The organism is Sphingobium naphthae (genome assembly GCF_043589935.1).
GTDB classification, from domain to species: Bacteria; Pseudomonadota; Alphaproteobacteria; order Sphingomonadales; family Sphingomonadaceae; genus Sphingobium; species Sphingobium naphthae_A.
Genome location: NZ_CP171454.1, coordinates 1134740 through 1158179, shown reverse-complemented (window position 1 = coordinate 1158179; position 23440 = coordinate 1134740). Strand labels below are relative to the sequence as shown.

The window sequence follows — 23440 nt, the reverse complement described above, 5'->3', positions numbered from 1 at the left end:
GTCGCGGCCGATGATGCTATGCTCGCCCAAAGCTGGCGGCATCATCAACCGCGGGCAAACTTGCTGAGAGGAGGGACAATTTCATGCCGACATCCTGTACCCCCGCTGTCGAGCGGATTGCCCGGGTTCTGGCCGGGCGGCATCTCAGCCTGAACGGCGAAGGGCAGGACCCTCATGCGTCCAGCGCCGTGGACGCGGCATGGCGCGACCATGTGGAGGACGCTTATGCCATCCTCCACACGCTGCGCGAACCCGATGCGCAGATGGCGGAAGCGGGCGACGTGGCGGTATGGCGCAACATGATCGGCGCCGTGCTGGCCTCGCGACCGACCGCGTAAGGCATTTTCTAACCTCTGTCGGGCAGGGACCTGCGGACCGGAGATCCGCTTCATGTCCCATGTCCATTACAGCATCGTCTTCCGCCATGACCTGCGCTTGATGGATGTCGCCTGGCATCGTCATTTCGCGGCCGGGGACGTTGGCCCGTACGCGCGAGAATGCAAGGTCGAGTTCGCCCGCCAGGGATTTCGTCCAGGCTATCTGCTGCGCATGGACATGAGCCAGAGCGCGGTGCAGCCGCAGGACGCGATCGCCATGTTCCGCACGCATTTCGACGGCTTTCCCCGCGCGCGCCGCATTGCCGTCGTCACTGCCAGCGCAATCGCGCGGTTGCAGGTGAAGCGGGAGATGACTCAGTCCTATCTGCAGATTTTCGATCGCGCCGACACCGCCTTCGCCTGGCTCACGCATGACGCGTCGATCCTTGCCTGATTAGGCGATCTAACGCGCTGTCATCCTTCTGTCGCAAAGTCGGGATTTTCATGTTGCGCTGCACAACCAAATCTGATTCCTTGTGAACGACGACAGAATGGGCGCTTAAGCCTTCGGTAACCATGGCGGGCGCATTCTCTGTCGTACGACTTGACGTCGGAGGGCATGAGCATGGGCACGAGTGCAAGACCAGCGGACGGGGCCGTCACCTTGGCGGAACTGCGCGAATTCGCGAGCTTCCCGTCTGCGACGCAACGCTATATCCGCAGATCGCTCGACATCGGGCTGCATCGCCGCGACGCGATGAAGCTGTGGTCGCGCGACATGGTGGAGGAAGCGTCGATCCGGGCGCAGGCCCGCATCTACGGGCGGCTGGACGAAATCAAAACGCGCGTGCCGGACGATAGCGGGCTGGAGCAGGTGGAGCCCTTCATGGCGCCGTTGGTGACCCTGTCGGCCTTCGACCTGGGGCAGGACCGGCTCGGCAGCTTTTCGGCCTATCGCTTCCTCTATGAGCGGCTGCTGGGCGCCGGATCGCGCCCCTGGCTGCCCGGCGCCTTTTGCGCCGCCGCCAGCTTGCCGCATCTTCATCCCGAAAAGCGCCGCGCGCTGCTCCAGTCGATCAGCGAAGCCGCCGCGACCGCCGCGGGGTGGTCCAATCGCGAGCCGACCTTCTACCCCGAATGGGTGGAAAAGGTGGACATGAGCAAGGCCAATTGACTCGCAGGCCGGCGCTTCCGGGGGGAGGGCCGGACAGCAAAAGGGCGCGATGGCCGATGGCCGCCGCGCCCTTTTTGCTGCGTGAGGCTCCCAATCAGCGGATCGGCGAATCCGGCGACAGGCGCATGTCGAGATAATTGTCGACCGACTTCATCAGCTGATCGAGTTCATGCTCGAAAAAGTGATTTGCGCCGCGAATCTCGTCATGATGAATGGTGATGCCCTTTTGCGTGCGCAGCTTGTCGACCAGTTTCTGCACCGCGCTGGCCGTCACCACTTCGTCCGCCATCCCCTGCACGATGATGCCGCTCGACGGGCAGGGTGCGAGGAAGGAGAAGTCATACATGTTCGCCGGCGGCGCGACCGAAATGAAGCCCCGGATTTCCGGTCGCCGCATCAGCAGTTGCATGCCGATCCAGGCGCCGAAGGAAAAGCCCGCGATCCAGGTCGTCTGCGCTTCGGGATGGAAACTCTGCACCCAGTCGAGCGCGGCTGCCGCGTCGGACAGTTCGCCAATGCCATTGTCGAACGTGCCCTGGCTGCGGCCGACGCCGCGGAAGTTGAAGCGCAGCGTGGCGAAGCCCCGCTTCACGAACGTCTTGTAGAGCGCCTGGGTGATGCGGTCGTTCATCGTGCCGCCGCCCTGCGGGTGGGGGTGCAGGATCATCGCGACCGGGGCGCGCGGGCGCGGCGGCGGGCTGAAGCGGCCTTCGAGGCGGCCTTCGGGTCCGGGGAAAATGACGTCGGGCATGGCACCTGTTATCGTTCTGGGTCGCCCATTCCTCACACGGATCCGGGCGGCTGGGGATAGGGTCGGCGCGCGCCAAGCTTTGCTGGCGCGGCGCGGCAGACCGCCTATATAGAAGGCGCCGCCATTTCCGCAATCAATGAGTAACGCCCGCTTGGCCGCCGACCGCCTTTATCTCGATCATGCCGCGACTACCCCGATGCTGCCGCAGGCGCGCGCCGTCATGGTCGCCGCGCTGGACAGCTGGGCCAATCCGTCCAGCCCCCATGCCGATGGTCGCGCCGCCCGCGCGGCGCTGGAGGATGCGCGCGCGCGCATCGCCGACGCGCTTGGCTGGAACGGCCATGTCATCTTCACCTCTGGGGCTAGCGAGGCGATCGCCATCGCGCTGAAGCGCGCCAAGGCGGCGCGGATCGTCACGTCGCCGGTGGAGCATGACGCCGTGCTGCGCGTGACGGAGGGAGCGGAGCGGCTGAAGGTGGACGCCAACGGCCTCATCCTCCAGGGTCGTCCCGGCGAACGCGGCGGCCCTGCTTCTTCCTCCCCGCAGCAGCAACAGGGCGCTGCCAGCCCTTGTCAGCCTGATGGCGAGCGTTCGTTGATGGCCATTCAGCATGTCAACAACGAGACGGGCGTCATCCAGCCTCTCGACCAGGTCGACCGCGAAGGCGCGATCCTGTTCGCCGATTGCGCCCAGAGCGCAGGCAAGCTGCCCCTGCCGGACGCGGACATGATCGCTATCAGCGCGCACAAGTTCGGCGGCCCGCCGGGCGTCGGCGCCCTGCTGATCCGGGACCTCGGCCTGATCGCGCCCAGCGGCGGACAGGAACAGGGCTACCGCGCCGGCACCGAAAATCTGCCCGCCATCCTCGCCATGGCGGCGGCACTGGAGGCGCGAAACGACTGGCTGCAGCAGGCCGCGACGCTGCGTGCGCATCTCGACGCGGGGATCGAGGCGGCGGGCGGCGCGATTGTCGCGCGCGACGCGCCGCGCGTCCCCACGATCGCCAGCTACCGCATGCCGGGCGTTCCCGCCCGCGCCCAGTTGATCCAGTTCGATCTTCAGGGCCTATCGGTATCGGCGGGCAGCGCCTGTTCCTCGGGCTCGCTCAAGACCAGCCATGTGCTGGGTGCGATGGGCTGGGACGAGGCGGCCGCCGCTGAAGTGGTGCGCGTCAGCTTCGGTCCCGGCACAGCCATGGCGGACGTCGACCGTTTCCTGGCGGCCTGGGCCGACATGGCGGGGCGGGCGCGGCGATGATCTATCTCGACTATCAGGCGACGACGCCGCTCGCGCCCGAAGTCTTCGATGCGATGGCGCCGCTGCTGCGCGACCAGTTCGCCAATCCGCACAGCGCGCATCGCGCCGGTCGCGCCGCCGCCGCGCAGGTCGAGGTCGCGCGCGAAGAAATCACCGGGCTGCTGCCGCCCGACGGCAGGCTGGTCTTCACGTCCGGTGCGACCGAAGCGCTCAACATCGCGATCCAGGGCGCGCCGACGGGCGACATCGTCACCATCGCGACCGAACATGCCGCCGTGCTCGATACGGTGGAGGCGATGCGGCGGCAGGAGCGGCGCGTCACGATCCTGCCGGTCGGCCCGGACGGGATCGTCGATCTGGACGCCGCCCGCGCCGCGATCCGGCCGGGCGTGGCACTGGTCGCGGCGATGCTGGTCAATAATGAGATCGGCGTGATCCAGCCCGTAGCGATGCTGGCCGATCTGGCGCATCAGGCCGGCGCGCTCTTCCTGTGCGACGCCGTGCAAGGCTATGGCCGGGTCGCCATTCCCGATGCGTGCGACATCATTGCGATCAGCGCGCACAAAATCCACGGGCCCAAGGGCATCGGCGCGCTGTGGCTGCGCGAGAGTGTCCGGCCTGCGCCGCTGTTGCATGGCGGCGGGCAGGAAGGGGGCGTTCGGTCCGGAACCCTGTCGCCGGCCCTGTGCGCCGGCTTCGGTGTTGCCGCGCGGCTGATGCGCGACCGGGCGGAGGCGGACCGCATCCATGTCGAAAGCCTGGCTGCGCTTGCCCAGACCCTCTTTTCAGGCTGGACGTTGAACGGCAGCGCCACGGCGCGCTATCCGGGCAATCTCAACCTGCGGCAGGAGGGAATCGATGGCGCGCAGCTGTTGTCTTATTGCCGCAATATCGCTTTTTCGCTCGGCAGCGCTTGCGCAAGCGGGTCCGGCCGGCCTAGCCATGTGCTGCGTGCGCTGGGGCTGACGGAGCGTCAGGCGCGGGGATCGGTGCGCATCGGCTTTGGCCGCTACACGACGCCGGACGAACTGGAGAGGGCTGCAAAGGCGTTGAATGAGGCGGCAGCCGCACAAGCGGCGCCGCGATAAGGGAGCGTCACGTCCATGACCCGGGTCACCTTCATCAGCGCTGACGGAGAGCGGCGGCAGGAAGTCGATGCCCCTGCAGGAGCGGTCTTGCTGGATGTCGCGCAAGGCGCGGGCCAGCCGCTCGAAGGAACCTGCGAGGGGCAGATGGCCTGCTCCACCTGCCATGTCATCGTCGATGCCGGGGACTTCGCCAAACTGCCGCGTGCGAGCGAGGATGAGGAGGATATGCTGGATCTGGCGGCGGCCGCCACTCGCACCAGCCGCCTGTCCTGCCAGATCGTGCTCGACGCGGGGATGGACAGCCTGACCGTCCGCATCCCCGACGAATTTAACAATATGCAGGGAATGTGATGCCGATCATGAAGATGCCGACCGCCCTTGCCGCGCTGGCGCTGCTTGCCGCCCCCTCGCTTGCTGCCGATCGGCAGACGACGCCGGCGAAGGATGCGGTGCCGACGGGCAATCTCGACACGCTGATGCCGGCTGCGCCCCGCTATCTCGTGCCGCAATCGGCGCTGGAACAGGTGCGCAATCCCAAGGAGATAGAGGAAGAGACCGGCGGACGGCTGGGCGTTGCGCTCGTCGACCGGCGCGGCGCGCTGCTGCTGGGGTTCAACCGGGACGAGCGGTTCGCCATGTGCTCGACCTTCAAGGCGCCGCTGGCGGCCGCCGTGCTGACGGGCGCGGATGGCGGCAAGTTCGGCCTTGAAGGCACCATCCCCTTCGGCAAGGAGGATGTGCTCGACTATGCGCCGGTGGTGAAGAAGAATCTGAAGCGCGGCCGCATGACCATGGAGGAACTGGCGCGCGCGGCGGTCGAGGTCAGCGACAACAGTGCCGCCAACCTGCTGCTGCCGATGCTGGGCGGCCCGGAAGGGCTGACCGCCTTCATCCGCGTCCATGGCGACGCGGTCACGCGGCTCGACCGCAACGAACCCGCGCTCAACGAGAATGCGGAAGGCGATCCGCGCGACACGACCACGCCCGCCGCCATGGCCGGGCTGATGGCGCGGCTCTTCTTCCAGGACCTGAAGCCTGACAGCGCCGATCGCCTGCGCGCCTGGTTCAACGCCAGCAGCACCGGCGACAAGCGGATCAAGGCGGGCTTGCCCGAAGGCTGGACGTCGGGCAGCAAGACCGGCAGCTGCGGCAATGCCTATAATGACGTCGCGCTGGTCAAATCCCCCAAGGGCGAGGAATATATCCTCGCCATTTATCTCGACCGCCCGACCGTCGACGCCAAGAAGGCCGAAGCCGCCATAGCGGAAACCGCGCGCGCCGCCCTCAGCTTCGTTGGCCAGGCGCAGAAGAGCGGCTTGGAGTAACGGCGCGACCCGCACTCAATGTCGCGACGGGGCTCAGCGCTCCGGTGAGTCTCGGGCGTCGCGGCCTGAAACATGCTCGCGACCCATGGGAAAGCCTTCCCTGATAGAGAATCCAGCGCGGTTCAGAGGACAGGCTCGCCCGCTGCCTACCTCACAGCGTCGCTTCGATCTCGCGCGCGGCGAGGTCCGGGTTTTCAGCGAGGCTGATGGGGCGGCCGACGACCAGGATGGAGGCGCCATTGTCGAGCGCCTGGCGCGGGGTGACCGCGCGTTTCTGGTCGCCAAGCGCGCCACCGGCGGGGCGCACGCCGGGCACGACGAAGAAGCCGTCGGCCCAGGCCTTCCTGACCATCGCCACTTCCTCGCCCGAACAGACGATGCCGTCGAGACCCGCGCTCTGCGCCAGATCGGCGAGGCGGCGGACCTGGTCGTGCGCCTTGCCGCCGACGCCGATGTCGAGCAGGTCGCCATCGTCCAGGCTGGTGAGCACGGTGACCGCCACGACCTTGGTGTTGACGCCGGCCGCGGCCTTGGCATCCTCCAGCATCGCGCGACCGCCCGCGGCGTGCACGGTCAGGATCGCCGGCTCCAGCAAATGCAGCGCCTGCACCGCCTTGGCGACGGTATTGGGTATATCGTGCAGCTTCAGGTCGAGGAAGATCGGCAGGCCGAACTTCATCATCTCATGCACGCCATGATGACCGTTGGCGCAGAAAAATTCGAGCCCCAGCTTCAGCCCGCCGACATGGTGCCGCACCTGCCCGGCAAGATGCTGCGCCTTGGCCAGGTCGGGTGTGTCGATGGCGACATAGAGGGGGCTTGTCATGCAGGGCCTGTGGGGTTGGAGGGGGAAGGCAGCGGATCGGCGGCGGGAAGCGGCGCGGCGTCGGACGCGAGCGGGGCGGCGCTGATGACGGGCGCGGCGGAAACCGGTGCCGTGGGTGTCGGCGCGGCGGTGGCCGCGACCAGCGCGCGTTCGGTATTGTCCAGCCGCCGCTTCAGCCGCCAGCGGGTCGCCCGCGCCATCACCCAGAAGGGCAGCGCGCCCAGCAGGAAAGCGCCGATCAGCAGCACCGGCAGCTTGGTCTCCATGACCAGATCGCCCCACAGCCGGACCGTGACCGGGACGTAGTTCGCCATGCAGAAGAAGGCGAGCGCCACGGCGATGACGACCCAGAAGGCGGTCCGCAGAAATTGCATTGTTTATCAATCCTCGCTGCCCGTTTGCGGCAGCTTAGGCGATCCCGTCGGATTTCGGAAGCGCCTGATCGCTTTTGTCGATGGCGATGGTCATGGCGAGGCGCGCCGTCTCGCCAGGCTGCAGCACGGCCATGCCGCCGCGATTGATGGCGTCGGGCATGTGGCTCACAGGCTCCAGGCAGAAATGGTCGCTGCCGGGCGGTCGATAGACGTGCAGCCAGTCCGCGCCCGTCGCGGTAAGGGTCAGCCGCAGCCCATCGCTGCGCTCGACAATGGCGCTTCCATTCCAGCCGCCATAGACATTGTCGATCAGGCTCGTCCCCTGGACCGGGGCGGGATGCGACCAGTCGCCCCGCGCATCGGCAGGCGCTTCGCGATGCGGCAGCATGTCGGGCGTCGAGAGCCAGAGGCTGCGTGCGGCAAAGCAGAGGCGCGTGCCAGGGTCGGTCACGAAATAGGGATGGAAGCCCAGGCCCGCCGGCATCGGGCGATCGCCGACATTCGACAGCGACAGCGAAACCGACAGCTGCGCGGGACGAAGCATGACCTCCTGCTCGGCATGATAGGGCCAGGGCCAGCCGGTGTCGCCGGGATGGTTATGGACCAGCAGGACATGGTCCGCACCTGTCGCTTTCGCCGTCCAGCTCGCCTGCCAGCCAAAGCCGTGGATGCTGTGCGGATGATCGCCGAAATTGCGCGGCAGTTGATGGTCCGCACCGTCGAAGGCGAAGCGCCCCTGCGCGATCCGGTTGGCATAGGGCACCAGTGGAAAGCTCGCCATGGCGAGCGGGTCGTCCGCCCCGTCGGGCGCGCGGCGGAGCAGGTCGACGCCATCCAGCATCAGGGCGGTCACCGATCCGCCGATCGCTGGCGAGAGCGCCGCTTCCAGCGCCCCCGCCCGCAGGATGATCGTGTCCTGGCTCAGCCGACCATGTCCTCAAGCTCGCGGCCCTTGGTTTCGTTGACCATGGCGCGCACGAAGAAGAAGGAGATGGCGGCGAACAGGGCATAGCCGACATAGGCGGTGGCAAGGCCCGGCCAGACCACCAGCGAGGGGAAGCTGACCGACACCAGCGCATTGGCGATCCACTGGGCGAAGCCGGCGACCGCCAGGCCGGAGCCGCGGATCTGGTTCGGGAACATCTCGCCCAGCATGACCCACATGATCGGGCCCCAGCTCATGTTGAAGAAGATCACATAGAGGTTTGCCGCGACCAGAGCGATGATGCCGTTATTGCCCGGCAGCGACACCGCCCCGTCCGCGCCCGTGACAGCGGTGGAGAAGGCATAGGCGACCGTCGCCAGGGTGACGGCCATGCCCGCCGATCCGACCAGCAGCAGCGGCTTGCGACCGATCCGATCGACCATCGCGATGGTGGCAAGGCAGGCGCCGATCGACAGCACGCCCGAAAGGATGTTGGTCTGGAGCGCATAATCCTCGGAAAAGCCGACCGCTTCCCACAAGGTCGCCCCATAATAGAAGACGACGTTGATGCCGACCAACTGCTGGAACACGGCAAGGCCGATGCCGGTCCACACGATCGGGCGAATGCGGCCGCTGGCCTTGTCGACCAGGTCGCTGAGCTGCGGGCGATGATGATCGGCCGCCAGGCTGGCGCGGATATCGGCCACCTTGCGCGTGGCTTCGGCGCTGCCGAACAGCTTGGTCAGGACGGCATGGGCGCGATCGTCCTGCCCGCGCGCGACCAGATAGCGAGGGCTTTCGGGAATGACGAGCAGGGCGAGGAAGTAGATGGCGGCGGGAATGGCCTGAAGCCAGAACATCCAGCGCCAGGCGGGAAAGCCCATCCACAGATCCGCGGTCGAGCCGCCGGCATAGCGGGCGAGCACGAAATTGGCGACGAAGGCGCCGGTCAGGCCCGAGATGATCATCACCTGCTGCACCGAGGAAAGCCGGCCGCGCACGGCGGCGGGCGTGACTTCGGAAATGTAGACAGGTGAGATAACGCTCGCGGCGCCGACGCCCAGGCCGCCGACGATGCGGGCGATGATGAAGATGGCCGACGAGCCCGCCGCACCGGCGAGCAGCGCGCTCACCAGGAAGAGGATGGCTGACAGCATCATCACGCCGCGACGGCCGATGATGTCTGCCATGCGACCCGCGCCGAACGCGCCGATGGACGAGCCCACCAGGATCGCGCCCACATTGATGCCGATGCCTAGGCTTCCGAGGTCAAAGGCGCTTTCCAGCCCCTTCTGCGTGCCGTTGATGACGCCGCTGTCATAGCCGAACATGAAACCGCCGATCGTCGCCACCGCGACGATCGCGGCGATGAAGGCCATGTTGACCTTCGCGGCATTCCCCTCATTCATCATCCTGTCCTTCCCGCTCTTCTATATTGTCGCGACATGCCCCGGCAGCCCGGCCACGCCGGGATCGAAGGCGAAGAGATCGCCCGCCAGAGGCTGTTTTGTCAACGCTGTCATATCCAGCCCCTTGCGCGCCGTCGTCGCATAGGCCGTGCGCAGATCCTCGCCGCCAAAGGCGATCTTGGTGACGTTCGCCACGGGAAAGCGGATTTCCCGCATCAGCTTGCCCGTCGGGTCGTAGCGCCGCACCGCCCAGCCGCCGAACAGACCGGTCCACAGGCAGCCTTCGGCATCGACGGTCGGGCCGTCGGGATAGCCGGCATCCTCCTCGATCCGGGCGAACAGCGTCGTGTTGCCGACGCCGCCGTCGGACGCCACGTCGGTGCGCCAGATGCGTTTGCCCAGCGTATCGGTGTGATAGAGGATGCTGCCATCGGGCGAGAAGGCGGGGCCGTTGGTGATTGATACCGCCGGCAGGCCGGTTTCGACGCAGTGGCCATCCTTGCAACGATAGAAATAGCCGCTCGCCTGCGTCTCTGCGTCATCCATCGTGCCGAACCACAGCGCGCCGTCGGGCGCAACGCAGGCGTCATTCTGGCGGTTGCCGGGCAGATGGGCTTCGGGCGCATGGAGCGCACGGAAACTGCCGTCTGCCGGGTCGAACCGATGAACGCCCGATTGCAGCCCGACAGCAAACAGACCATCGGCAGTGGGCAGGATCCAGCCGACCTGGCCCGGCGCCGCCCAGCTGCGGCCGACATCGAGCGCAGGATCGTAGCGGTGCACGCGATGCGCCTTGATGTCGACGAACCACAAGGCGGCGTCGTGCGCCACCCAGACCGGTCCTTCGCCCAGCGTCGCGCCGACCGACAGGATGCTGCGCGGGTCGGCCGTGATCATGTCAGCGCCAGCCGGCATCGATGAAATAGTCATGGCCGGTGCAATAGCGCGCATCGTCGGAAGCGAGGAACATGGCGAGCGCCGCGACATCGACGGGCAGGATGCGGCCGTCCAGGCACTGGGCCGCGACGATCTCCGCCTCGCCTTCCGGCGTGTACCATTTTTCCTGGCGCGGCGTCTTCACATTGCCCGGGATGATGGTGTTGACTCGGATATTGTCGCGGCCAAGGTCGCGCGCCAGGCTGCGCGTCAGACCTTCGATCGCCGCCTTGGCGGTCTGGTAGAGCGTCAGTTCCGGCAACGCCAGGTGCCAGCTGATCGATCCGAAGTTCAGGATCACGCCGCCGCCCGCGCGCTTCATCGCCGGCACCGCCGCCTGAGACGCGAAGAAGAGGTGGCGCAGATTGACCGCCATGCGATTATCCCAATAAGCGGGCGTCACCTCCTCTATGCCATGGCGGTCGTCATTGGCGGCATTGTTTATGAGGATGTCGATGCCGCCCAACTGCTGTTCGACGGTGGCCATCATCGCCTGCATCGCATCGATGTCGCGCAGGTCGACCGCATGGAACAGCGGCGTGAAGGCCGCGTCGGACAGGCGTGCGACCAGTGCCTCGCTTTCGGGCACGGCGATGTCGCAGAAGGCGACATGCGCGCCCTGTCCGACGAAGGCCTCCACCAGCCCTTCGCCGATGCCGCTGCCGCCGCCGGAAATGAAGACCCGCTTGCCCGAGAGGCTGGGGTAGATGGCGCGGATCATGCAGTTTCTTTCTGTTGCGTGGTTAGCAGGCCGCGAGCGGCGAGGTTGGTCATCAGGGCTGAGAGGCCGAAATTCCACGGCGCGGCGTCCTTCGACGTGACGACGTCGTTGACCAGCTTGCCCAGGCGCGGGGTAGCGATGGCGACCCGGTCGCCGACCTTGTGCGTGAAGCCGCGGCCCGGATCGTCGCGATCCTGCACGGGCGCGAAGAGCGTGCCTAGGAACAGGGCGAAGCCATCGGGATATTGATGTTCGGACAATGTCTGGCGCACCAGTTCCAGCGGATCGCGGCTGATCTGGTTCATGCTGCTCACGCCGTCGAGGCGATAGCCCTCCGGCCCGTCGATGGTGAGTTCCACCTCGGCATTGCGCACATCGTCGATGGTGAAGCCGTCGTCGAACAGACGAATGAGGGGGCCGAGCGAACAGGAGGCGTTATTGTCCTTCGCCTTGCCCAGCAGCAGGGCGGAGCGCCCTTCGAAATCGCGGAGATTGACGTCGTTGCCGAGCGTCGCGCCGACAGCATTCCCGGCGGCATCGACGATCAGCACGATCTCGGGCTCGGGATTGTTCCAGGTCGAATCGGAGCGGATGCCGATCTGCGCGCCTGCGCCCACGGTCGAGAGGACGGGCGCCTTGGTGAATACCTCCGCATCGGGGCCGATGGCGACTTCCAGATATTGCGACCAGAGGCCGTCCTCGATCAGCGCGGCCTTGAGCGCGGCGGCCTCTGGCGTGCCGGGCACTACGGCGCGGATCGAACCGCCCACGCGGTCTTCCAAGCGTGCGCGGATGTCGGCCGCGGCGCTTGCATCGCCCCGCGCGCGTTCCTCGATCACGCGTTCCAGAGCGGAAAGAGCGAAGGTGACGCCGCACGCCTTGACGCATTGCAGGTCGACAGGGCTGAGCAGAGGAAGCGCGAGCGTCTCCAGCGGGCCGAGCGGTTTGCCGGCATCGGGCGACAGAGGCAGATGTTCGACAAGTTGCGCCACGGTTGGCGCGACCCGGCTCATGTCATAGGCCACGCCCTCTGCCACTAGGATCGGGCTGGGGCCTTGGACGGTCTGGACGCGACCCAGGAACAGGCCCTCGCGCCAGTCGCCCGGCAAACAGTCGAGCAAGGCAATATCCCCCGACATCATCAACTCTCCCTGAACGGATACTTTGGATTGATAGCGCTACCAACATGGAAGCGGGTATCAAGTCAAGAGGTGTTGCGCGAGATGGGGCTGAGGCGCTGCCCGAGTTGTGCCTGCGATGGCATCGGTTCGGCCGCGCTGATCTCAACGGGCGCTCAGGGGCTGGGGGATCGATCATCGCAGACGAGCTACGCGTATCGCGAGTGGTCAGGCAAGAAAGGGGCGGCATGGCCTTCGTTCCATGCCGCCCCAATATGCGACCCGTTGCGGGTTCTTTTCCGCCCTTCGTGACGGCGGGAATCAGCCGTTGGCGGTTATGCGCCGGCGCTGAGATAGGTGATGAGCTCGGGCTTGCTGATCATGCTGCTCTTGTCAGCATCAGCGGTCGAGAAGGCGCCGCTCGCCCAGGAGGTGACCTGATCGGCCGGCAGCTGCTGGCCGGTCGCCTTCATCTCCTGGCTCTTGAGCGCAACCATCCAGCGGGAAAATTCCGACTGGTCGAGCTGGCCGTCGCTATTGGCGTCATAGGCGGGAAATTCGCTATCAACGATGCTCGCAACCGAGGCCGTCGGGGCCGGCTGCGTCGGAGTCGCGCTCTGCGGCTGAGCCGGCGCAGCGGGCTGCGCCGTCTGCGGTGCGGCGGGCGACATGGCCGGATCGGCGCCCATCGTCTGCTGCGCCATGGCGGGCGTCGTGAGCGCCAGTGCCGTCGTGAACAAAATTGCACGGATCATGTCAATATCCTCTTTTGCGACCGTTGCCCGAGAAGCGGCGCGATGACCGATCTCCTCAATTCATGGCGATATAATAGACGAAAAGGGCCTGTTGTTCCTGAACATCCATTCATAGTGCCCTTTTCGTCCAGTAAAATTGCTCATTTCGGCCCGTTTGTCCTGCGCTACGCAGGAAGAGCAGAGGGAAGGGCCGCCGCGGACACCCTGATTTGCTAGGTAGGTGCGACGCTGCTAGTCGGCGCGGCGATTCTCTTTTTCCCTGGCCAGATAGGATTCGCCCATGGTCCCCCGTTACGCCCGCCCGCAGATGACCGCCCTCTGGGAACCGGAGGCCCGGTTCAAGATCTGGTTCGAGATCGAGGCGCATGCGACCGAGAAGCTGGGCGAACTCGGCGTGGTGCCGCCGTCGGCCGCCAAGGCGCTGTGGGATTGGTGGGCGACAAACCCGGCGATCGACGTGCCCGCGATCGATGCGATCGAGGCAGTGACCAAGCATGACGTCATCGCCTTCCTCACCTGGGTCGCCGAGCAGGTCGGCGACGAAGCGCGCTTCATGCACCAGGGGATGACGTCGAGCGACGTGCTCGACACCTGCCTTGCCGTGCAGCTGGCGCGCGCCGCCGACATATTGATTGACGATCTCGACGCGCTGCTCGCCGTCATCAAGCGCCGCGCCTTCGAACATAAGCTGACCCCGACCATCGGCCGCAGCCACGGCATCCATGCCGAACCCGTCACCTTCGGCCTCAAGATGGCGGAAGCCTATGCCGAGTTCAGCCGGTGCAAGGCGCGCCTGATCGCCGCCCGCGCCGAAGTCGCCACTTGCGCCATTTCGGGCGCGGTCGGCACCTTCGCCAATATCGACCCGCGCGTCGAAGAGCATGTCGCGCAGAAGCTGGGCCTGGCCGTGGAGCCGGTGTCGACCCAGGTCATTCCGCGCGATCGCCATGCGATGTTCTTCGCGACGCTGGGCGTCATCGCCAGCTCGATCGAGCGCCTGGCCGTCGAGATCCGCCACTTGCAGCGCACGGAGGTGCTGGAAGCGGAGGAATATTTCTCGCCCGGCCAGAAGGGCTCGTCGGCGATGCCGCACAAGCGCAACCCGGTGCTGACCGAGAATCTGACCGGCCTCGCTCGCATGGTGCGCGCCTATGCCCTGCCGGCGATGGAGAATGTCGCGCTGTGGCATGAACGCGACATCAGCCATTCGTCGGTCGAACGCTATATCGGCCCGGACGCCACCATCACGCTCGACTTCGCGCTGGGCCGCCTGACCGGCGTCATCGACAAGCTGCTCGTCTACCCCGAACGAATGATGAAGAACCTCGATAAAATGGGCGGCCTCGTCCACTCGCAACGCGTGCTGCTGGCGCTGACGCAGGCGGGGGTGAGCCGCGAGGACAGCTATCGCTATGTTCAGCGCAACGCGATGAAAGTGTGGGAATCGGACGGGCAGCTGTCGCTGATGGAGTTGCTCAAGGCCGATGAGGATGTGGCCAAGGCGCTGAGCGCGCAGGAGATCGAAGAGAAATTCAACCTCGATTATCATTTCCGCCAGGTCGACACGATTTTCCAGCGGGTGTTCGGCGAGGCGTGACTGGCGTTTGGCCGGCACCCTTTCGGGTCGCCGGCCGACGAACCTATGGGCCATTGACACGCTCGTCCGCTTTTCCAGCGCAGCCGCTGCGATGCTCAGGCGATCGAGATGAAGCTGTCCATGACGCGCTTGCGCCCAGCCGTTTCGAAGTCAATCTCCAGCTTGTTGCCTTCGATCTCCGCGACGGTGCCATAGCCGAATTTCTGGTGAAAGACGCGCAGGCCGACGCTGACGTCGCTCCGCCCCTTGTTGCCCAGGGAAACGGCGGATGTTCGCGCTTCGACGATCCGCACCGGCTCGCGGCTGAACTGGCCTGACGACTGGGCGCGCTGCCATCCCGGGCCGCGTCCGGTCCCGCGCGCGACATTGGCGAAGGGATCGTCCCGCTCCGACCAGTTGGCGCGCCACAGCGACGCGCCGCCGCTCATGCTGCTTTCCTCCTCGACATGTTCGGGCGGCAATTCGCCGACGAAGCGGGACGGGATGCTGCTCGTCCACTGACCATAGATGCGGCGATTGGCGGCATGGAGGATGGTGCAGCGCCGCCGCGCGCGCGTGATCGCCACATAGGCCAGCCGCCGCTCCTCCTCCAGGCTGTTAAGCCCGCCCTCGTCGAGCGCGCGTTGCGAGGGGAAGAGGCCTTCCTCCCATCCCGCCAGGAAGACATGGTCGAACTCCAGCCCCTTGGCGGCGTGGATGGTCATGATGGTGACCTTGCGCTCTTCCGCCTGCGCCTCATTGTCCATCACCAGGCTGACATGCTCCAGGAACGCGCCCAGCGTGTCATATTCCTCCATCGCTCGCGCAAGCTCGGACAGGTTTTCCAGCCGCCCCGCGCTTTCGGTCGTGCGATCGGCCTGCAGCATGGCGGTATAGCCGCTCTCGTCCAATATCTGCCGCGCCAGTTCCGCATGAGGCAGCTGTGCCGCCCGATCGCGCCAGCGCGCCAGATCGCCGATGAAGGCGCCAAGCGATCGACGCGCCTGCGGCGTCAGCTCGTCCGTGTCGAGGATGCGCGCCGCGGCCAGGGTCAGCGGCACGCCTTGCGCCCGCGCCAGCCGGTGCAGCTTCTCCACCGCCTTGTCGCCGAGGCCTCGCTTGGGCACATTGACGATGCGCTCGAACGCGAGATCGTCGGCCGGCTGGTTCACCAGGCGGAGATAGGCGAGCGCATCGCGAATTTCCGCGCGCTCGTAGAAGCGGAAGCCGCCGACAATGCGATAGGGCAGGCCGATCTGGATGAACCGGTCTTCGAATTCGCGCGTCTGATGCTGGGCCCGCACCAGGATCGCCACGTCCTCCAGCGATCCGCCGCCTCGCTCGATCGCTTCGATTTCCTCGCCGATCCGCCGCGCTTCCTCCGGCCCGTCCCAGACGCCCAGCACCTTGACCTTTTCGCCGACGTCGATGTCGGTCCACAGCGTCTTGCCCAAGCGGTTGCCATTTTCGGCGATCACCCCGGACGCCGCGCCCAATATGTGCGGGGTCGACCGGTAATTCTGCTCCAGCCGGATGATCGCGGCGCCAGGAAAATCCTTTTCGAACCGCAGGATATTGGCGACTTCTGCGCCACGCCATGAATAGATGGACTGGTCGTCATCGCCCACGCAGCATATGTTTTTCCGGTTCTGCGCCAGCAGTCGCAGCCACAGATATTGGCTGCTGTTCGTGTCCTGATATTCGTCCACCATGATGTAGCGGAATTTCTGCTGATACTGCTCCAGCACGTCGCGATGCTTCTTCAATATCGTCAGAACATGCAACAGCAAGTCACCGAAATCGCATGCATTCACCTCGCGAAGGCGCGCCTGATAGGCAGCATAAAGCTTCTGCCCCTTGCCATGGGCATAGCCTTCGGCATCGCCCGCGCTCACTTCTTCCGGGGTCAGGCCCTTGTTTTTCCACTGATCGATCAGGCCGCCCAGTTGCCGCGCGGGCCAGCGCTTCTCATCGATCCCCTCGGCCTGGATCAGCTGCTTCATCAGGCGCAGTTGATCGTCGGTATCCAGAATGGTGAAGTTGGATTGCAGGCCCACCAGTTCGGCGTGACGGCGGAGCATGCGGGCGGCGATGGCGTGGAACGTGCCGAGCCACGGCATGCCCTCTACCGCGTCGCCGATCATCGCACCGACCCGCGCCCGCATTTCGCGCGCCGCCTTGTTGGTGAAGGTGACGGCCAGGATTTCCGACGGCCACGCCCGCCGCGTCGCGATCAGATGCGCGAGCCGCGCGGTGAGGGCGGCCGTCTTCCCCGTGCCCGCACCCGCCAGCACCAGAACGGGCCCCTCGGTCGTCAGCACCGCCTCGCGCTGGGGCGTGTTGAGCCCTTTCAGATAGGGGGGATCGTTGGGCGAAGGAGCGGGCAGCGTCATCTGGATCAACTAGGAGCGAGCAGGGGTGGGGGCAAGGGCGCGGCCTTGCGACGGAGGTCATTCTATGAGAACAAAAGGCGAATCATGCAAGAGGAGGGTGATCCATGGCGACGGGTAAATGCCACTGCGGCGCGATCCGCTATGAAACGGAGGGGGAGCCGATCTACAGCGCGCTCTGCCATTGCGGCGATTGTCAGGCCAGCGCCGGTGCCCCGATGGTCGGATGGGCGCTCTTCGCGCAGGACAAGGTTCGGATCAGCGGCGATCCGCTGAGCTTCCAGTCGTCTGACGCCGCCACGCGCCAATTCTGCGGCACCTGCGGCACCGGGCTCTTCTATTTCAATCCCACGGTCTTTCCGGGCTCGATCGATTTCCAGACGAGCACGCTTGATGGTCCTGCGGCTTTCCCGCCGCAGGTGCATGTTCAATATGCCGAGGCTGCGCCCTGGATGGCGGACGTCGACGCGCTGCCCAAGTTCGACCGCTATCCCGACGGGTCCTGACGCTTGATCGGGCGCTGATCCGGCACGGTTCGTCGTGGGTCGGGAACGGCTGTCTCTCTCTCATGGTTTTCGTGCCGCCCGAGCGAGCAACGGGGCGAAGAACAGAGGAAAGGATGTTCCGATGAAGAGGTTCCTTCTGGCAGGCGTTGCCCTGCTGAGCTTTTCCGCCATTCCCGGCCACGCGCAGGACATGAAGACGCCCGGCAGCCAGCCGCCCGGTGCCGCCATGACGCCGCCAAGCGATCCGTCCATGCCGACGCCGCCTGTCAACCCATCGACCGATATGCCGGCCGGTCCGGATTCCACCATGCCGCCGCCCGCTGATCCGAACGCAAGCCTGCCGACCGGGGAGGTGCCGTCCAATCCGGGCATGGCGCCCGCACCCGCGTCGTCGACCATGCCGCGTGATCCCGCCGCGCCGGTGGGTTCGTCCGCCAATCCAGTGACCATGGGGGGCAATATGACTCCTCCGCCTACCGAGACGAAGGATTATCCGGTCTGTTCGCGCACCGTGCAGGATAGCTGCGTCAATCGTGGCGAAGCGCGCAAGATGCGCAAGCCGGGCTGATCCGATCACGCATCAAAAGATGAGAAGAGGCCGGTCGTCCTTCTGACGATCGGCCGTTTTGCGCACGGCTCTGTTCAGACCGATGGTCACTCCGCGCGCAGCAGCGTCAGCCGCGCCTTGCCGACATCGCGCACGGCGTCGACGGCAAAGCCCTTTACCTCCACATCCTCGCGGCGATCCGTCTCGATACTGATCCAGCTGGAGGGAGCGGTCCAGCCCAGCCGCGCCAGCTTGTCCAGCGCCACCTGTCCCGCGCCCGTCTGATAAGGGGGGTCCATGAAGATGAGATCCAGCGGCCTGGGCGCAGGTCCCAGGGCCATCACGCTGGACGGGCGAACCTCGGGGCGTACCCCCAGTCGCTCACCATTGGCGCGGATCGCATCCAGCGCCGCCTTGTCCTGCTCGACGAACAGGCAGCTAGCCGCGCCGCGCGACAGGGCTTCCAGCCCCAGCGCCCCGGACCCTGCGAAGAAGTCGCCTACGGCCAGCCCTTCGAACGATCCGATGCGGCTCAACAGCATCGAAAACAGCGTTTCGCGGGTGCGGTCGGCGGTGGGGCGCGTCGCGTCGCCCTTGGGCGCGGTCAGCGGCCGACCCCGCCATTGCCCGGCGATGATCCTCATGCGTCCACGTCTTTCAGCGTCTTGCGGAACAGGATCAGGTCGTGCTGGCGTACTTCCTCGATCGCGCCCACCGGCATCTCGCCCAGCGTGAACGGCCCATAAGCGGTGCGGATCAGGCGGTTCACCTTGAGTCCCAGATGTTCCAGCACGCGCCGCACCTCGCGATTCTTGCCTTCGGTCAGCGACATTTCGATCCACTGGTTGCGGCCGGTTCGACGCTCCAGATTGGCTTCGATCTGCCCATAGCGGATGCCGTCAATCTCCAGCCCGTCGAACAGGTCTTCCAGCTGCTGCTGGCTGACGTCCCCGAAAGCGCGGGCGCGATAGGTGCGCGGAACGCCGGTGGCAGGCAACTCCATCTGCCGCTTGAAGCCGCCGTCGGTGGTGAGCAGCAGCAGCCCCTCGGTATTCATGTCCAGCCGCCCGATCGGCATCAGGCGCGGCAGCCCCGTGGGCAAGCGGTCGTAGATGGTCGGCCGTCCGGCCGGGTCGCGTTCGGTGGTGAGGCAGCCTGTCGGCTTGTGGAACAGGAACAGCCGCGCAGGCGGCGGTGCGGCGACCGCGACGCCGTCGACCGTGACGCCATGGAGCGACGCCAGCAGCGTGGCGGGCGTTTCGATCGGGACCCCGTCCTGGGCGATGCGGCCTTCGGCGATCATCCGCTCGATTTCGCGGCGCGACGCTACGCCGGCTCGCGCCAGCAGCTTGGCGATGCGCTGCGGCTCTCCCTTGCCGGACGATGCGGCCGCGGCGCGCGCGGGGTGTGGGTTGGCGGGCCGTGCCGGCCCGGCCGGCTTGCGCGCAGGCGCCTTGCCGCGTGGCCCATCGGTGGGGTTTGCGGGGCGCCGTCCAGGCCCGGCCGGGCGCTTGGGGCCTCCGGCGCCTGCCCCCCTGCGAGGCGGTCCGGATTTTTTCGGCGGTTCCACGGGCAATTCCTTTTCCTGGCTACTGGTCCTTCCCATATCTACGGAAAGCCAGCATTGGGCTGAGATGTGCCGCTTCGGCGCTTGGTCGACGGGACAATCCGTCGCCTCGGGCAACCCGTTGCGGGCGCGCGGCGTTTCCCCATTGGCATGGCGGAATGAGGGCGGACTTGGCAAATGTTTTTCGGTCTGGTGAAAGAGGAAGACGCGCGCAGAACGCCCCGCAAGGCCGTCCGCTCCATATTGGTGGTGGAGGATGAGCCGCTGGTTGCCTTCGACAATGAACATGCGCTGGAGCAGGCCGGCTATCGCATCGCCGCGACGGTGGACGATCATGATCATGCCGTCCGTGTGATCGATGAAGGCGGCGTGGATCTGATCGTCGCGGACGTCGCGCTGCAAGGCGACAAGAATGGCATCGATGTGGCGCGCCACGCCGCGGCGCAAGGGCTGCCCGTGCTGTTCGTGACCGGCCGCTGTCCTGTCGACGCGCAGAGCCTGGCGATCGGCTGCCTCACCAAACCCTATGCGCCGCGGGATCTGGTGGCGGCGATCCAGGTCGTCGATGCGGTCCTGCGCGGCGCGCGGCGACCGAAGCTGCCACAGGGCCTCAGCCTGTTCGCTCCGCGCGACTGAGCGACGCAATGCGCTCTTGCCTGACGCGCGACAGGCCATAAGGTGGCGCCGACTGACGCCATCGGGGAACGCGCGCATTTATGACTGACGCCACACAGGGCCATCGCAACTGGTTGGATGCCGTGAAGCCCTATGTGGAGAAAGCGCCGCTGGCGGCTTTCTTCCTGGGAATGTCGTCCGGTTTTCCCTTCGCCATGATCGGCGCGACGCTGACGACGCGCCTGGCGCAGGACGGCATCGACAAGAAAGCGGTAACGGCCTTTACCCTCGCTTTCCTCGTCTATAATCTCAAATGGCTGTGGGCCTGGATCGTGGATGGCGTTCGCCTGCCAGTGATCGGCCGCTTGGGCCAGCGCGTGTCCTGGCTGCTGGCCGCGGGCGTGCTCGTGATCGCGGCCGTGGTCAATCTGGCGCTCGTCGATCCTACGACGAGCCTGGTCCAGACCGCCTATGCCGCGATCCTGGTCGGCGTGGCAGGGGCGACCTACGACATCGTGATCGACGCTTATCGCATCGAGATATTGAAGCCGCGGCAGCTGGGGATCGGCTCGGGCATGTCGCAATATGGCTGGCGCATCGGATCGGTCGCGGCTGGTTCCCTGGCGCTCGTCCTGGCGGCGCGCATCGGCTGGCATGGCGCCTATTTCGCATGCGCGGTGTTCGCGCTGCCGGCGATGCTGACCGGCCTGCTGCTCGGCGAGCCCGAACGGCACCGGGAGCCAGTCGCGCGTCGCGGCCTTGATGAGGTTTGGGCGTCGATCGCCGGGCCGCTCGCCGAATTCTTCCGCCGACGCGGCGCGCTGCTGGTGCTGCTCTTCATCCTGCTGCACAAGATTGGCGACACATTGGCCAACCTGACATTCCGTCTGCTGTTCGATGACATGGGCTACAGCAATGACGAGATCGCCATTTATGATGTCGGCATGGGCTTCTGGGCCTATCTCGCCGGCATCTTCATTGGCGGCATTCTCTACGCGCGCATGGGCATGAAGCGGTCGGTGCTGCTCAGCCTTGTCCTCATGTGCATCTCCAATTTCAGCTTCGCCGCCCTCGCGGCGCTGGGAAAGAGCAACTGGGGCATGGCGGGCGCGATCGGGTTCGAGAATTTCGCGAGCGGCATCGGCGGCGTCACCGTGGTCGCCTATTTCTCCGCTTTGTGCGACCTGCGCTTCACCGCATCCCAATATGCGCTGATCTCCGCCGCGGCGAGCATCGTCGGCCGTTTCCTGACCGGCACCACCGCCGGCGCGCTGATCGAGCGCTTCGGCTATGTCGACTTCTACCTGTTCACCACCGCCCTGGCCGTGCCGGGCATCCTCCTCTTCTGGCTAATGATGCGCGCCGGCCTGATCGACGCGAGCGTGGGCACCGCAGCGACGGAGACGACGGCTCAGCCCGCCGCGTAGATGTCCAGCGGCCGGCCGAGGTCAGCATGGGCCTGAGCAACCGCCTGCAGGCATGTGAGCGCACCCAGCGCATGATCGTTGCCGAGCAGTTCGCTCACCCGATCGTAGGCGGCATTGGGGTCGCGCAATGCGGCGCCGGTCGCCTGCATCATCAGCGCTTCGTCGGCAGTCATGCGAGCGCAGCAGCAGGGAGCGACCATGATCTTGCGGCTGGACGCGCGCGCCAGTTCCAGCATCATCGCACGCATCAGCACCAGCGGCCGACGATAGCTGCGGCCGAAGGCGCCCAGCATGGCATTGGCGGCATGCGCGTCGTTCACTCCGGCACTGGCCATCCGGCGCATGACGAACAGGAAGAGCCGGTTGCCATATCCGCCCGGAATGGGCCGGGGCAGGTCGAGGGGGGAGGTCTCTCCATAAGCCATAGAATCGCGCCTTCTGAACTGTTCGGAAGGGCAGGATACGCTATTGCGAGTCAGTCGCAAGTCTATTCAGTCGGGTAATTGCGCATTCAGTCGCAAAATCTGCCCGGCAAGATACAGCGATCCGCCGATCAGCAGCTTGGGTGCCGTCTCTCCATCGGCGGCGGCGCTGGCCGCGACCGCGCTGATGGCCGCTTCGGGTGCATCATGCGCGGTGCAGCCGATGCCCCAGCGATCGGCGATGGCGGCGAAGCGCGCGGGCGCATGATGATCGTGGCCGGGCACGGGAAGCGCATGGATATGGCCCACCACCCCGGCGAAGGGCGCCAGGAAGGCATCGATATCCTTGTTGGCGAGCATGCCGATGATGAGGTGCAGCTTCCCCCCTTCAAGCCGCTCGGCCGTGAAATAGGCGGCGATCGCTTCGCCGGCGCCGGCATTATGTCCGCCATCCAGCCATGCGCTCGTGCCGGCCGGCAGCGGCGCCAGCAGCGGGCCATGGTCCAGCCGCTGAAGCCGCGCGGGCCATTGCGCCCAAAGCGGCGCGGCCTTGATCGCCGCTTCGGAGAGGGACACCGCCTCCTGATGCCGCAGCATGGCGAAGGCGAGCGCGGCATTCTGCACCTGATGAGCCCCGGCCAAGCGCGGCAGCGGCGTGTCGAGTCGGCCGTGCGCGTCGCGATAATGAAGCCGATCACGATAGGTCGCCGCGTCCCAGCCATCGCCCTGGCCGATCCATCGCGTGCCTGCCTTCTCCGCCGCGGCTTCCATCACGGGGAAGAGCGACTCAGGATAGCGCTGCGTCACCAGCGGCGCGCCCGCCTTGGCGATGCCCGCCTTCTCCGCGGCGATCTGCGCCAGCGTGTCGCCCAGGAAAGCCTGATGGTCGATGCCCAGTTGCGCGACGCCACACACCACCGGATCGACGATCACATTTGTGGCGTCGAGCCGCCCGCCCAGGCCCACCTCCACGATGCAGGCGTCGGCCGCCTGTTCGGCAAAGGCCAGGAAGGCGGCCGCCGTCGTCACTTCGAAAAAGCTGGCATTGACGCCTTCGGCAATGTCCAGCACCCGCGCCAGATATCCGGCCAAAGGCGCGTCCTCGATCAACTGCCCGGCGACGCGGATGCGCTCGTTGAACCGGACGAGATGGGGCGAGGTGAAGACATGGACGCTCTTGCCGTCCGCCTCCATGGCCGCGCGCAGGAAGGCGCAGGTCGAACCCTTGCCATTGGTGCCCGCGACATGGAAAACCGGCGGCAGCGCCCGGTGCGGGTCGCCCAGCCGCCCCAGCAAGCGGGTGATCCGCTCCAGCCCCAATATGTCCGCGCCCGGCGAAAGCGACCACAGCCGGTCAAGCTGCGCCTGGACCTGCGGATCGTCGGAAACGGCATGGTCGGCCATCGCGCGTGC

26 protein-coding genes are annotated in these 23440 nt (G+C 66.2%); 12 read left to right on the top strand and 14 right to left on the bottom strand.

Annotated features, from left to right (window positions below; all coding sequences use genetic code 11):
- Positions 1-83: 83 nt before the first annotated feature.
- The 3 genes from ACGGKE_RS05670 to ACGGKE_RS05660 all read left to right on the top strand — a co-directional run bounded on the left by ACGGKE_RS05670 (position 84) and on the right by ACGGKE_RS05660 (position 1491).
- Positions 84-338, top strand: coding sequence for a hypothetical protein (locus ACGGKE_RS05670; protein ID WP_394440820.1), 255 nt, complete (start codon positions 84-86; stop codon positions 336-338).
- 52 nt (positions 339-390) lie between these two features.
- On the top strand, positions 391-771 hold the full coding sequence (locus ACGGKE_RS05665; RefSeq protein WP_394440818.1) for an STAS/SEC14 domain-containing protein: 381 nt from the start codon (positions 391-393) through the stop codon (positions 769-771).
- Positions 772-942: 171 nt separating this feature from the next.
- Positions 943-1491, top strand: coding sequence for a hypothetical protein (locus tag ACGGKE_RS05660; RefSeq protein WP_394440816.1), 549 nt, complete (start codon positions 943-945; stop codon positions 1489-1491).
- 94 nt (positions 1492-1585) lie between these two features.
- Here ACGGKE_RS05660 and ACGGKE_RS05655 read toward each other — a convergent pair whose 3' ends face one another.
- Complete coding sequence (locus tag ACGGKE_RS05655) at positions 1586-2242, bottom strand: alpha/beta hydrolase (RefSeq protein ID WP_394440814.1); 657 nt, start codon at positions 2240-2242, stop codon at positions 1586-1588.
- A 151-nt stretch (positions 2243-2393) separates the two neighbouring features.
- Between ACGGKE_RS05655 and ACGGKE_RS05650 the strand changes: the two genes are divergently transcribed.
- From ACGGKE_RS05650 to blaSGM, 4 genes are read left to right on the top strand one after another with little or no spacing between them, the layout of a single operon-like run.
- Positions 2394-3500, top strand: coding sequence for a cysteine desulfurase family protein (locus ACGGKE_RS05650; RefSeq protein ID WP_394441761.1), 1107 nt, complete (start codon positions 2394-2396; stop codon positions 3498-3500).
- Positions 3497-4588 carry a cysteine desulfurase family protein gene (locus tag ACGGKE_RS05645; RefSeq protein ID WP_394440812.1) on the top strand — a complete coding sequence of 364 codons (1092 nt, stop codon included), beginning with the start codon at positions 3497-3499 and terminating at the stop codon, positions 4586-4588. Before ACGGKE_RS05650 ends, ACGGKE_RS05645 begins: the two co-directional genes overlap by 4 nt.
- A gap of 15 nt (positions 4589-4603) precedes the next feature.
- Positions 4604-4939, top strand: a complete 336-nt coding sequence (locus ACGGKE_RS05640) for a 2Fe-2S iron-sulfur cluster-binding protein (RefSeq protein WP_394440810.1) — start codon at positions 4604-4606, stop codon at positions 4937-4939.
- An 8-nt stretch (positions 4940-4947) separates the two neighbouring features.
- Positions 4948-5913 carry an SGM family class A beta-lactamase gene (blaSGM, locus tag ACGGKE_RS05635; protein WP_394440807.1) on the top strand — a complete coding sequence of 322 codons (966 nt, stop codon included), beginning with the start codon at positions 4948-4950 and terminating at the stop codon, positions 5911-5913.
- A gap of 151 nt (positions 5914-6064) precedes the next feature.
- Here the strand turns inward: blaSGM and pyrF are convergent, their stop codons facing one another.
- From pyrF to ACGGKE_RS05595, 8 genes are all read right to left on the bottom strand, one after another.
- Positions 6065-6739 carry an orotidine-5'-phosphate decarboxylase gene (pyrF, locus tag ACGGKE_RS05630; protein ID WP_394440804.1) on the bottom strand — a complete coding sequence of 225 codons (675 nt, stop codon included), beginning with the start codon at positions 6737-6739 and terminating at the stop codon, positions 6065-6067.
- Complete coding sequence (locus tag ACGGKE_RS05625) at positions 6736-7113, bottom strand: lipopolysaccharide assembly protein LapA domain-containing protein (RefSeq protein ID WP_394440802.1); 378 nt, start codon at positions 7111-7113, stop codon at positions 6736-6738. Before ACGGKE_RS05625 ends, pyrF begins: the two co-directional genes overlap by 4 nt.
- Positions 7114-7147: 34 nt before the next feature.
- The gene (locus tag ACGGKE_RS05620) at positions 7148-8017 is read right to left on the bottom strand and encodes an aldose 1-epimerase (protein WP_394441758.1); all 870 of its coding nucleotides are present in this window, start codon (positions 8015-8017) and stop codon (positions 7148-7150) included.
- A 17-nt stretch (positions 8018-8034) separates the two neighbouring features.
- Positions 8035-9447, bottom strand: a complete 1413-nt coding sequence (locus ACGGKE_RS05615) for a sugar porter family MFS transporter (protein WP_394441755.1) — start codon at positions 9445-9447, stop codon at positions 8035-8037.
- Positions 9448-9468: 21 nt separating this feature from the next.
- Positions 9469-10344 (bottom strand): SMP-30/gluconolactonase/LRE family protein, encoded by an 876-nt coding sequence (locus tag ACGGKE_RS05610; protein WP_394440800.1) that lies wholly within the window; start codon positions 10342-10344, stop codon positions 9469-9471.
- A gap of 1 nt (position 10345) precedes the next feature.
- Entirely contained in the window at positions 10346-11104 is a 759-nt protein-coding gene (locus ACGGKE_RS05605; protein ID WP_394440798.1) for an SDR family NAD(P)-dependent oxidoreductase, read from the bottom strand.
- A complete protein-coding gene (locus ACGGKE_RS05600; protein ID WP_394441752.1) occupies positions 11101-12243 on the bottom strand; it encodes a fumarylacetoacetate hydrolase family protein in 1143 nt (380 codons plus the stop codon). Before ACGGKE_RS05600 ends, ACGGKE_RS05605 begins: the two co-directional genes overlap by 4 nt.
- 314 nt (positions 12244-12557) lie before the next feature.
- Positions 12558-12977 (bottom strand): EF-hand domain-containing protein, encoded by a 420-nt coding sequence (locus ACGGKE_RS05595; RefSeq protein WP_394440796.1) that lies wholly within the window; start codon positions 12975-12977, stop codon positions 12558-12560.
- 280 nt (positions 12978-13257) lie between these two features.
- Between ACGGKE_RS05595 and purB the strand changes: the two genes are divergently transcribed.
- Positions 13258-14574, top strand: a complete 1317-nt coding sequence (purB, locus tag ACGGKE_RS05590) for an adenylosuccinate lyase (protein ID WP_394440794.1) — start codon at positions 13258-13260, stop codon at positions 14572-14574.
- 95 nt (positions 14575-14669) lie between these two features.
- Here the strand turns inward: purB and ACGGKE_RS05585 are convergent, their stop codons facing one another.
- The gene (locus tag ACGGKE_RS05585; protein ID WP_394440792.1) at positions 14670-16946 is read right to left on the bottom strand and encodes an ATP-dependent helicase; all 2277 of its coding nucleotides are present in this window, start codon (positions 16944-16946) and stop codon (positions 14670-14672) included.
- A 104-nt stretch (positions 16947-17050) separates the two neighbouring features.
- On the opposite strand from ACGGKE_RS05585, the gene ACGGKE_RS05580 reads away from it, so the two are divergent.
- A complete protein-coding gene (locus ACGGKE_RS05580) occupies positions 17051-17449 on the top strand; it encodes a GFA family protein (protein ID WP_394440790.1) in 399 nt (132 codons plus the stop codon).
- A gap of 121 nt (positions 17450-17570) precedes the next feature.
- Positions 17571-18017 (top strand): Fe-S oxidoreductase, encoded by a 447-nt coding sequence (locus ACGGKE_RS05575; RefSeq protein WP_394440788.1) that lies wholly within the window; start codon positions 17571-17573, stop codon positions 18015-18017.
- Positions 18018-18103: 86 nt separating this feature from the next.
- On the opposite strand, the gene rsmD is transcribed toward ACGGKE_RS05575, so the two are convergent.
- Both rsmD and ACGGKE_RS05565 read right to left on the bottom strand, forming a co-directional pair.
- On the bottom strand, positions 18104-18640 hold the full coding sequence (gene rsmD / locus ACGGKE_RS05570; RefSeq protein WP_394440786.1) for a 16S rRNA (guanine(966)-N(2))-methyltransferase RsmD: 537 nt from the start codon (positions 18638-18640) through the stop codon (positions 18104-18106).
- Positions 18637-19566 (bottom strand): pseudouridine synthase, encoded by a 930-nt coding sequence (locus ACGGKE_RS05565; protein WP_394440784.1) that lies wholly within the window; start codon positions 19564-19566, stop codon positions 18637-18639. The genes rsmD and ACGGKE_RS05565 overlap by 4 nt, the downstream gene beginning before the upstream one ends.
- 174 nt (positions 19567-19740) lie before the next feature.
- Between ACGGKE_RS05565 and ACGGKE_RS05560 the strand changes: the two genes are divergently transcribed.
- Positions 19741-20199 (top strand): response regulator, encoded by a 459-nt coding sequence (locus ACGGKE_RS05560; protein WP_394440782.1) that lies wholly within the window; start codon positions 19741-19743, stop codon positions 20197-20199.
- Positions 20200-20279: 80 nt separating this feature from the next.
- A complete protein-coding gene (locus ACGGKE_RS05555; RefSeq protein WP_394440780.1) occupies positions 20280-21605 on the top strand; it encodes an AmpG family muropeptide MFS transporter in 1326 nt (441 codons plus the stop codon).
- On the opposite strand, the gene ACGGKE_RS05550 is transcribed toward ACGGKE_RS05555, so the two are convergent.
- Complete coding sequence (locus tag ACGGKE_RS05550; RefSeq protein ID WP_394440778.1) at positions 21590-22030, bottom strand: DUF6628 family protein; 441 nt, start codon at positions 22028-22030, stop codon at positions 21590-21592. The genes ACGGKE_RS05555 and ACGGKE_RS05550 overlap by 16 nt on opposite strands.
- Before the next feature lie 66 nt (positions 22031-22096).
- On the bottom strand, positions 22097-23431 hold the full coding sequence (locus ACGGKE_RS05545; RefSeq protein WP_394440776.1) for a bifunctional folylpolyglutamate synthase/dihydrofolate synthase: 1335 nt from the start codon (positions 23429-23431) through the stop codon (positions 22097-22099).
- Positions 23432-23440 lie beyond the last annotated feature (9 nt).

What these genes read in the sequence shown, in the direction of transcription:
- ACGGKE_RS05660 (WP_394440816.1), top strand. Translation starts at nt 943, where the DNA reads ATGGGCACGAGTGCAAGACCAGCGGACGGGGCCGTCACCTTGGCGGAA.
- ACGGKE_RS05595 (WP_394440796.1), bottom strand. Translation starts at nt 12,977, where the DNA reads ATGATCCGTGCAATTTTGTTCACGACGGCACTGGCGCTCACGACGCCC.
- ACGGKE_RS05555 (WP_394440780.1), top strand. Translation starts at nt 20,280, where the DNA reads ATGACTGACGCCACACAGGGCCATCGCAACTGGTTGGATGCCGTGAAG.
- ACGGKE_RS05610 (WP_394440800.1), bottom strand. Translation starts at nt 10,344, where the DNA reads ATGATCACGGCCGACCCGCGCAGCATCCTGTCGGTCGGCGCGACGCTG.
- ACGGKE_RS05560 (WP_394440782.1), top strand. Translation starts at nt 19,741, where the DNA reads ATGTTTTTCGGTCTGGTGAAAGAGGAAGACGCGCGCAGAACGCCCCGC.
- ACGGKE_RS05665 (WP_394440818.1), top strand. Translation starts at nt 391, where the DNA reads ATGTCCCATGTCCATTACAGCATCGTCTTCCGCCATGACCTGCGCTTG.
- ACGGKE_RS05625 (WP_394440802.1), bottom strand. Translation starts at nt 7,113, where the DNA reads ATGCAATTTCTGCGGACCGCCTTCTGGGTCGTCATCGCCGTGGCGCTC.
- ACGGKE_RS05545 (WP_394440776.1), bottom strand. Translation starts at nt 23,431, where the DNA reads ATGGCCGACCATGCCGTTTCCGACGATCCGCAGGTCCAGGCGCAGCTT.
- ACGGKE_RS05550 (WP_394440778.1), bottom strand. Translation starts at nt 22,030, where the DNA reads ATGGCTTATGGAGAGACCTCCCCCCTCGACCTGCCCCGGCCCATTCCG.
- ACGGKE_RS05655 (WP_394440814.1), bottom strand. Translation starts at nt 2,242, where the DNA reads ATGCCCGACGTCATTTTCCCCGGACCCGAAGGCCGCCTCGAAGGCCGC.
- ACGGKE_RS05615 (WP_394441755.1), bottom strand. Translation starts at nt 9,447, where the DNA reads ATGAATGAGGGGAATGCCGCGAAGGTCAACATGGCCTTCATCGCCGCG.
- ACGGKE_RS05605 (WP_394440798.1), bottom strand. Translation starts at nt 11,104, where the DNA reads ATGATCCGCGCCATCTACCCCAGCCTCTCGGGCAAGCGGGTCTTCATT.
- ACGGKE_RS05580 (WP_394440790.1), top strand. Translation starts at nt 17,051, where the DNA reads ATGGCGACGGGTAAATGCCACTGCGGCGCGATCCGCTATGAAACGGAG.
- rsmD (WP_394440786.1), bottom strand. Translation starts at nt 18,640, where the DNA reads ATGAGGATCATCGCCGGGCAATGGCGGGGTCGGCCGCTGACCGCGCCC.
- blaSGM (WP_394440807.1), top strand. Translation starts at nt 4,948, where the DNA reads ATGAAGATGCCGACCGCCCTTGCCGCGCTGGCGCTGCTTGCCGCCCCC.
- ACGGKE_RS05575 (WP_394440788.1), top strand. Translation starts at nt 17,571, where the DNA reads ATGAAGAGGTTCCTTCTGGCAGGCGTTGCCCTGCTGAGCTTTTCCGCC.
- ACGGKE_RS05585 (WP_394440792.1), bottom strand. Translation starts at nt 16,946, where the DNA reads ATGACGCTGCCCGCTCCTTCGCCCAACGATCCCCCCTATCTGAAAGGG.
- ACGGKE_RS05645 (WP_394440812.1), top strand. Translation starts at nt 3,497, where the DNA reads ATGATCTATCTCGACTATCAGGCGACGACGCCGCTCGCGCCCGAAGTC.
- purB (WP_394440794.1), top strand. Translation starts at nt 13,258, where the DNA reads ATGGTCCCCCGTTACGCCCGCCCGCAGATGACCGCCCTCTGGGAACCG.
- ACGGKE_RS05600 (WP_394441752.1), bottom strand. Translation starts at nt 12,243, where the DNA reads ATGTCGGGGGATATTGCCTTGCTCGACTGTTTGCCGGGCGACTGGCGC.
- pyrF (WP_394440804.1), bottom strand. Translation starts at nt 6,739, where the DNA reads ATGACAAGCCCCCTCTATGTCGCCATCGACACACCCGACCTGGCCAAG.
- ACGGKE_RS05670 (WP_394440820.1), top strand. Translation starts at nt 84, where the DNA reads ATGCCGACATCCTGTACCCCCGCTGTCGAGCGGATTGCCCGGGTTCTG.
- ACGGKE_RS05640 (WP_394440810.1), top strand. Translation starts at nt 4,604, where the DNA reads ATGACCCGGGTCACCTTCATCAGCGCTGACGGAGAGCGGCGGCAGGAA.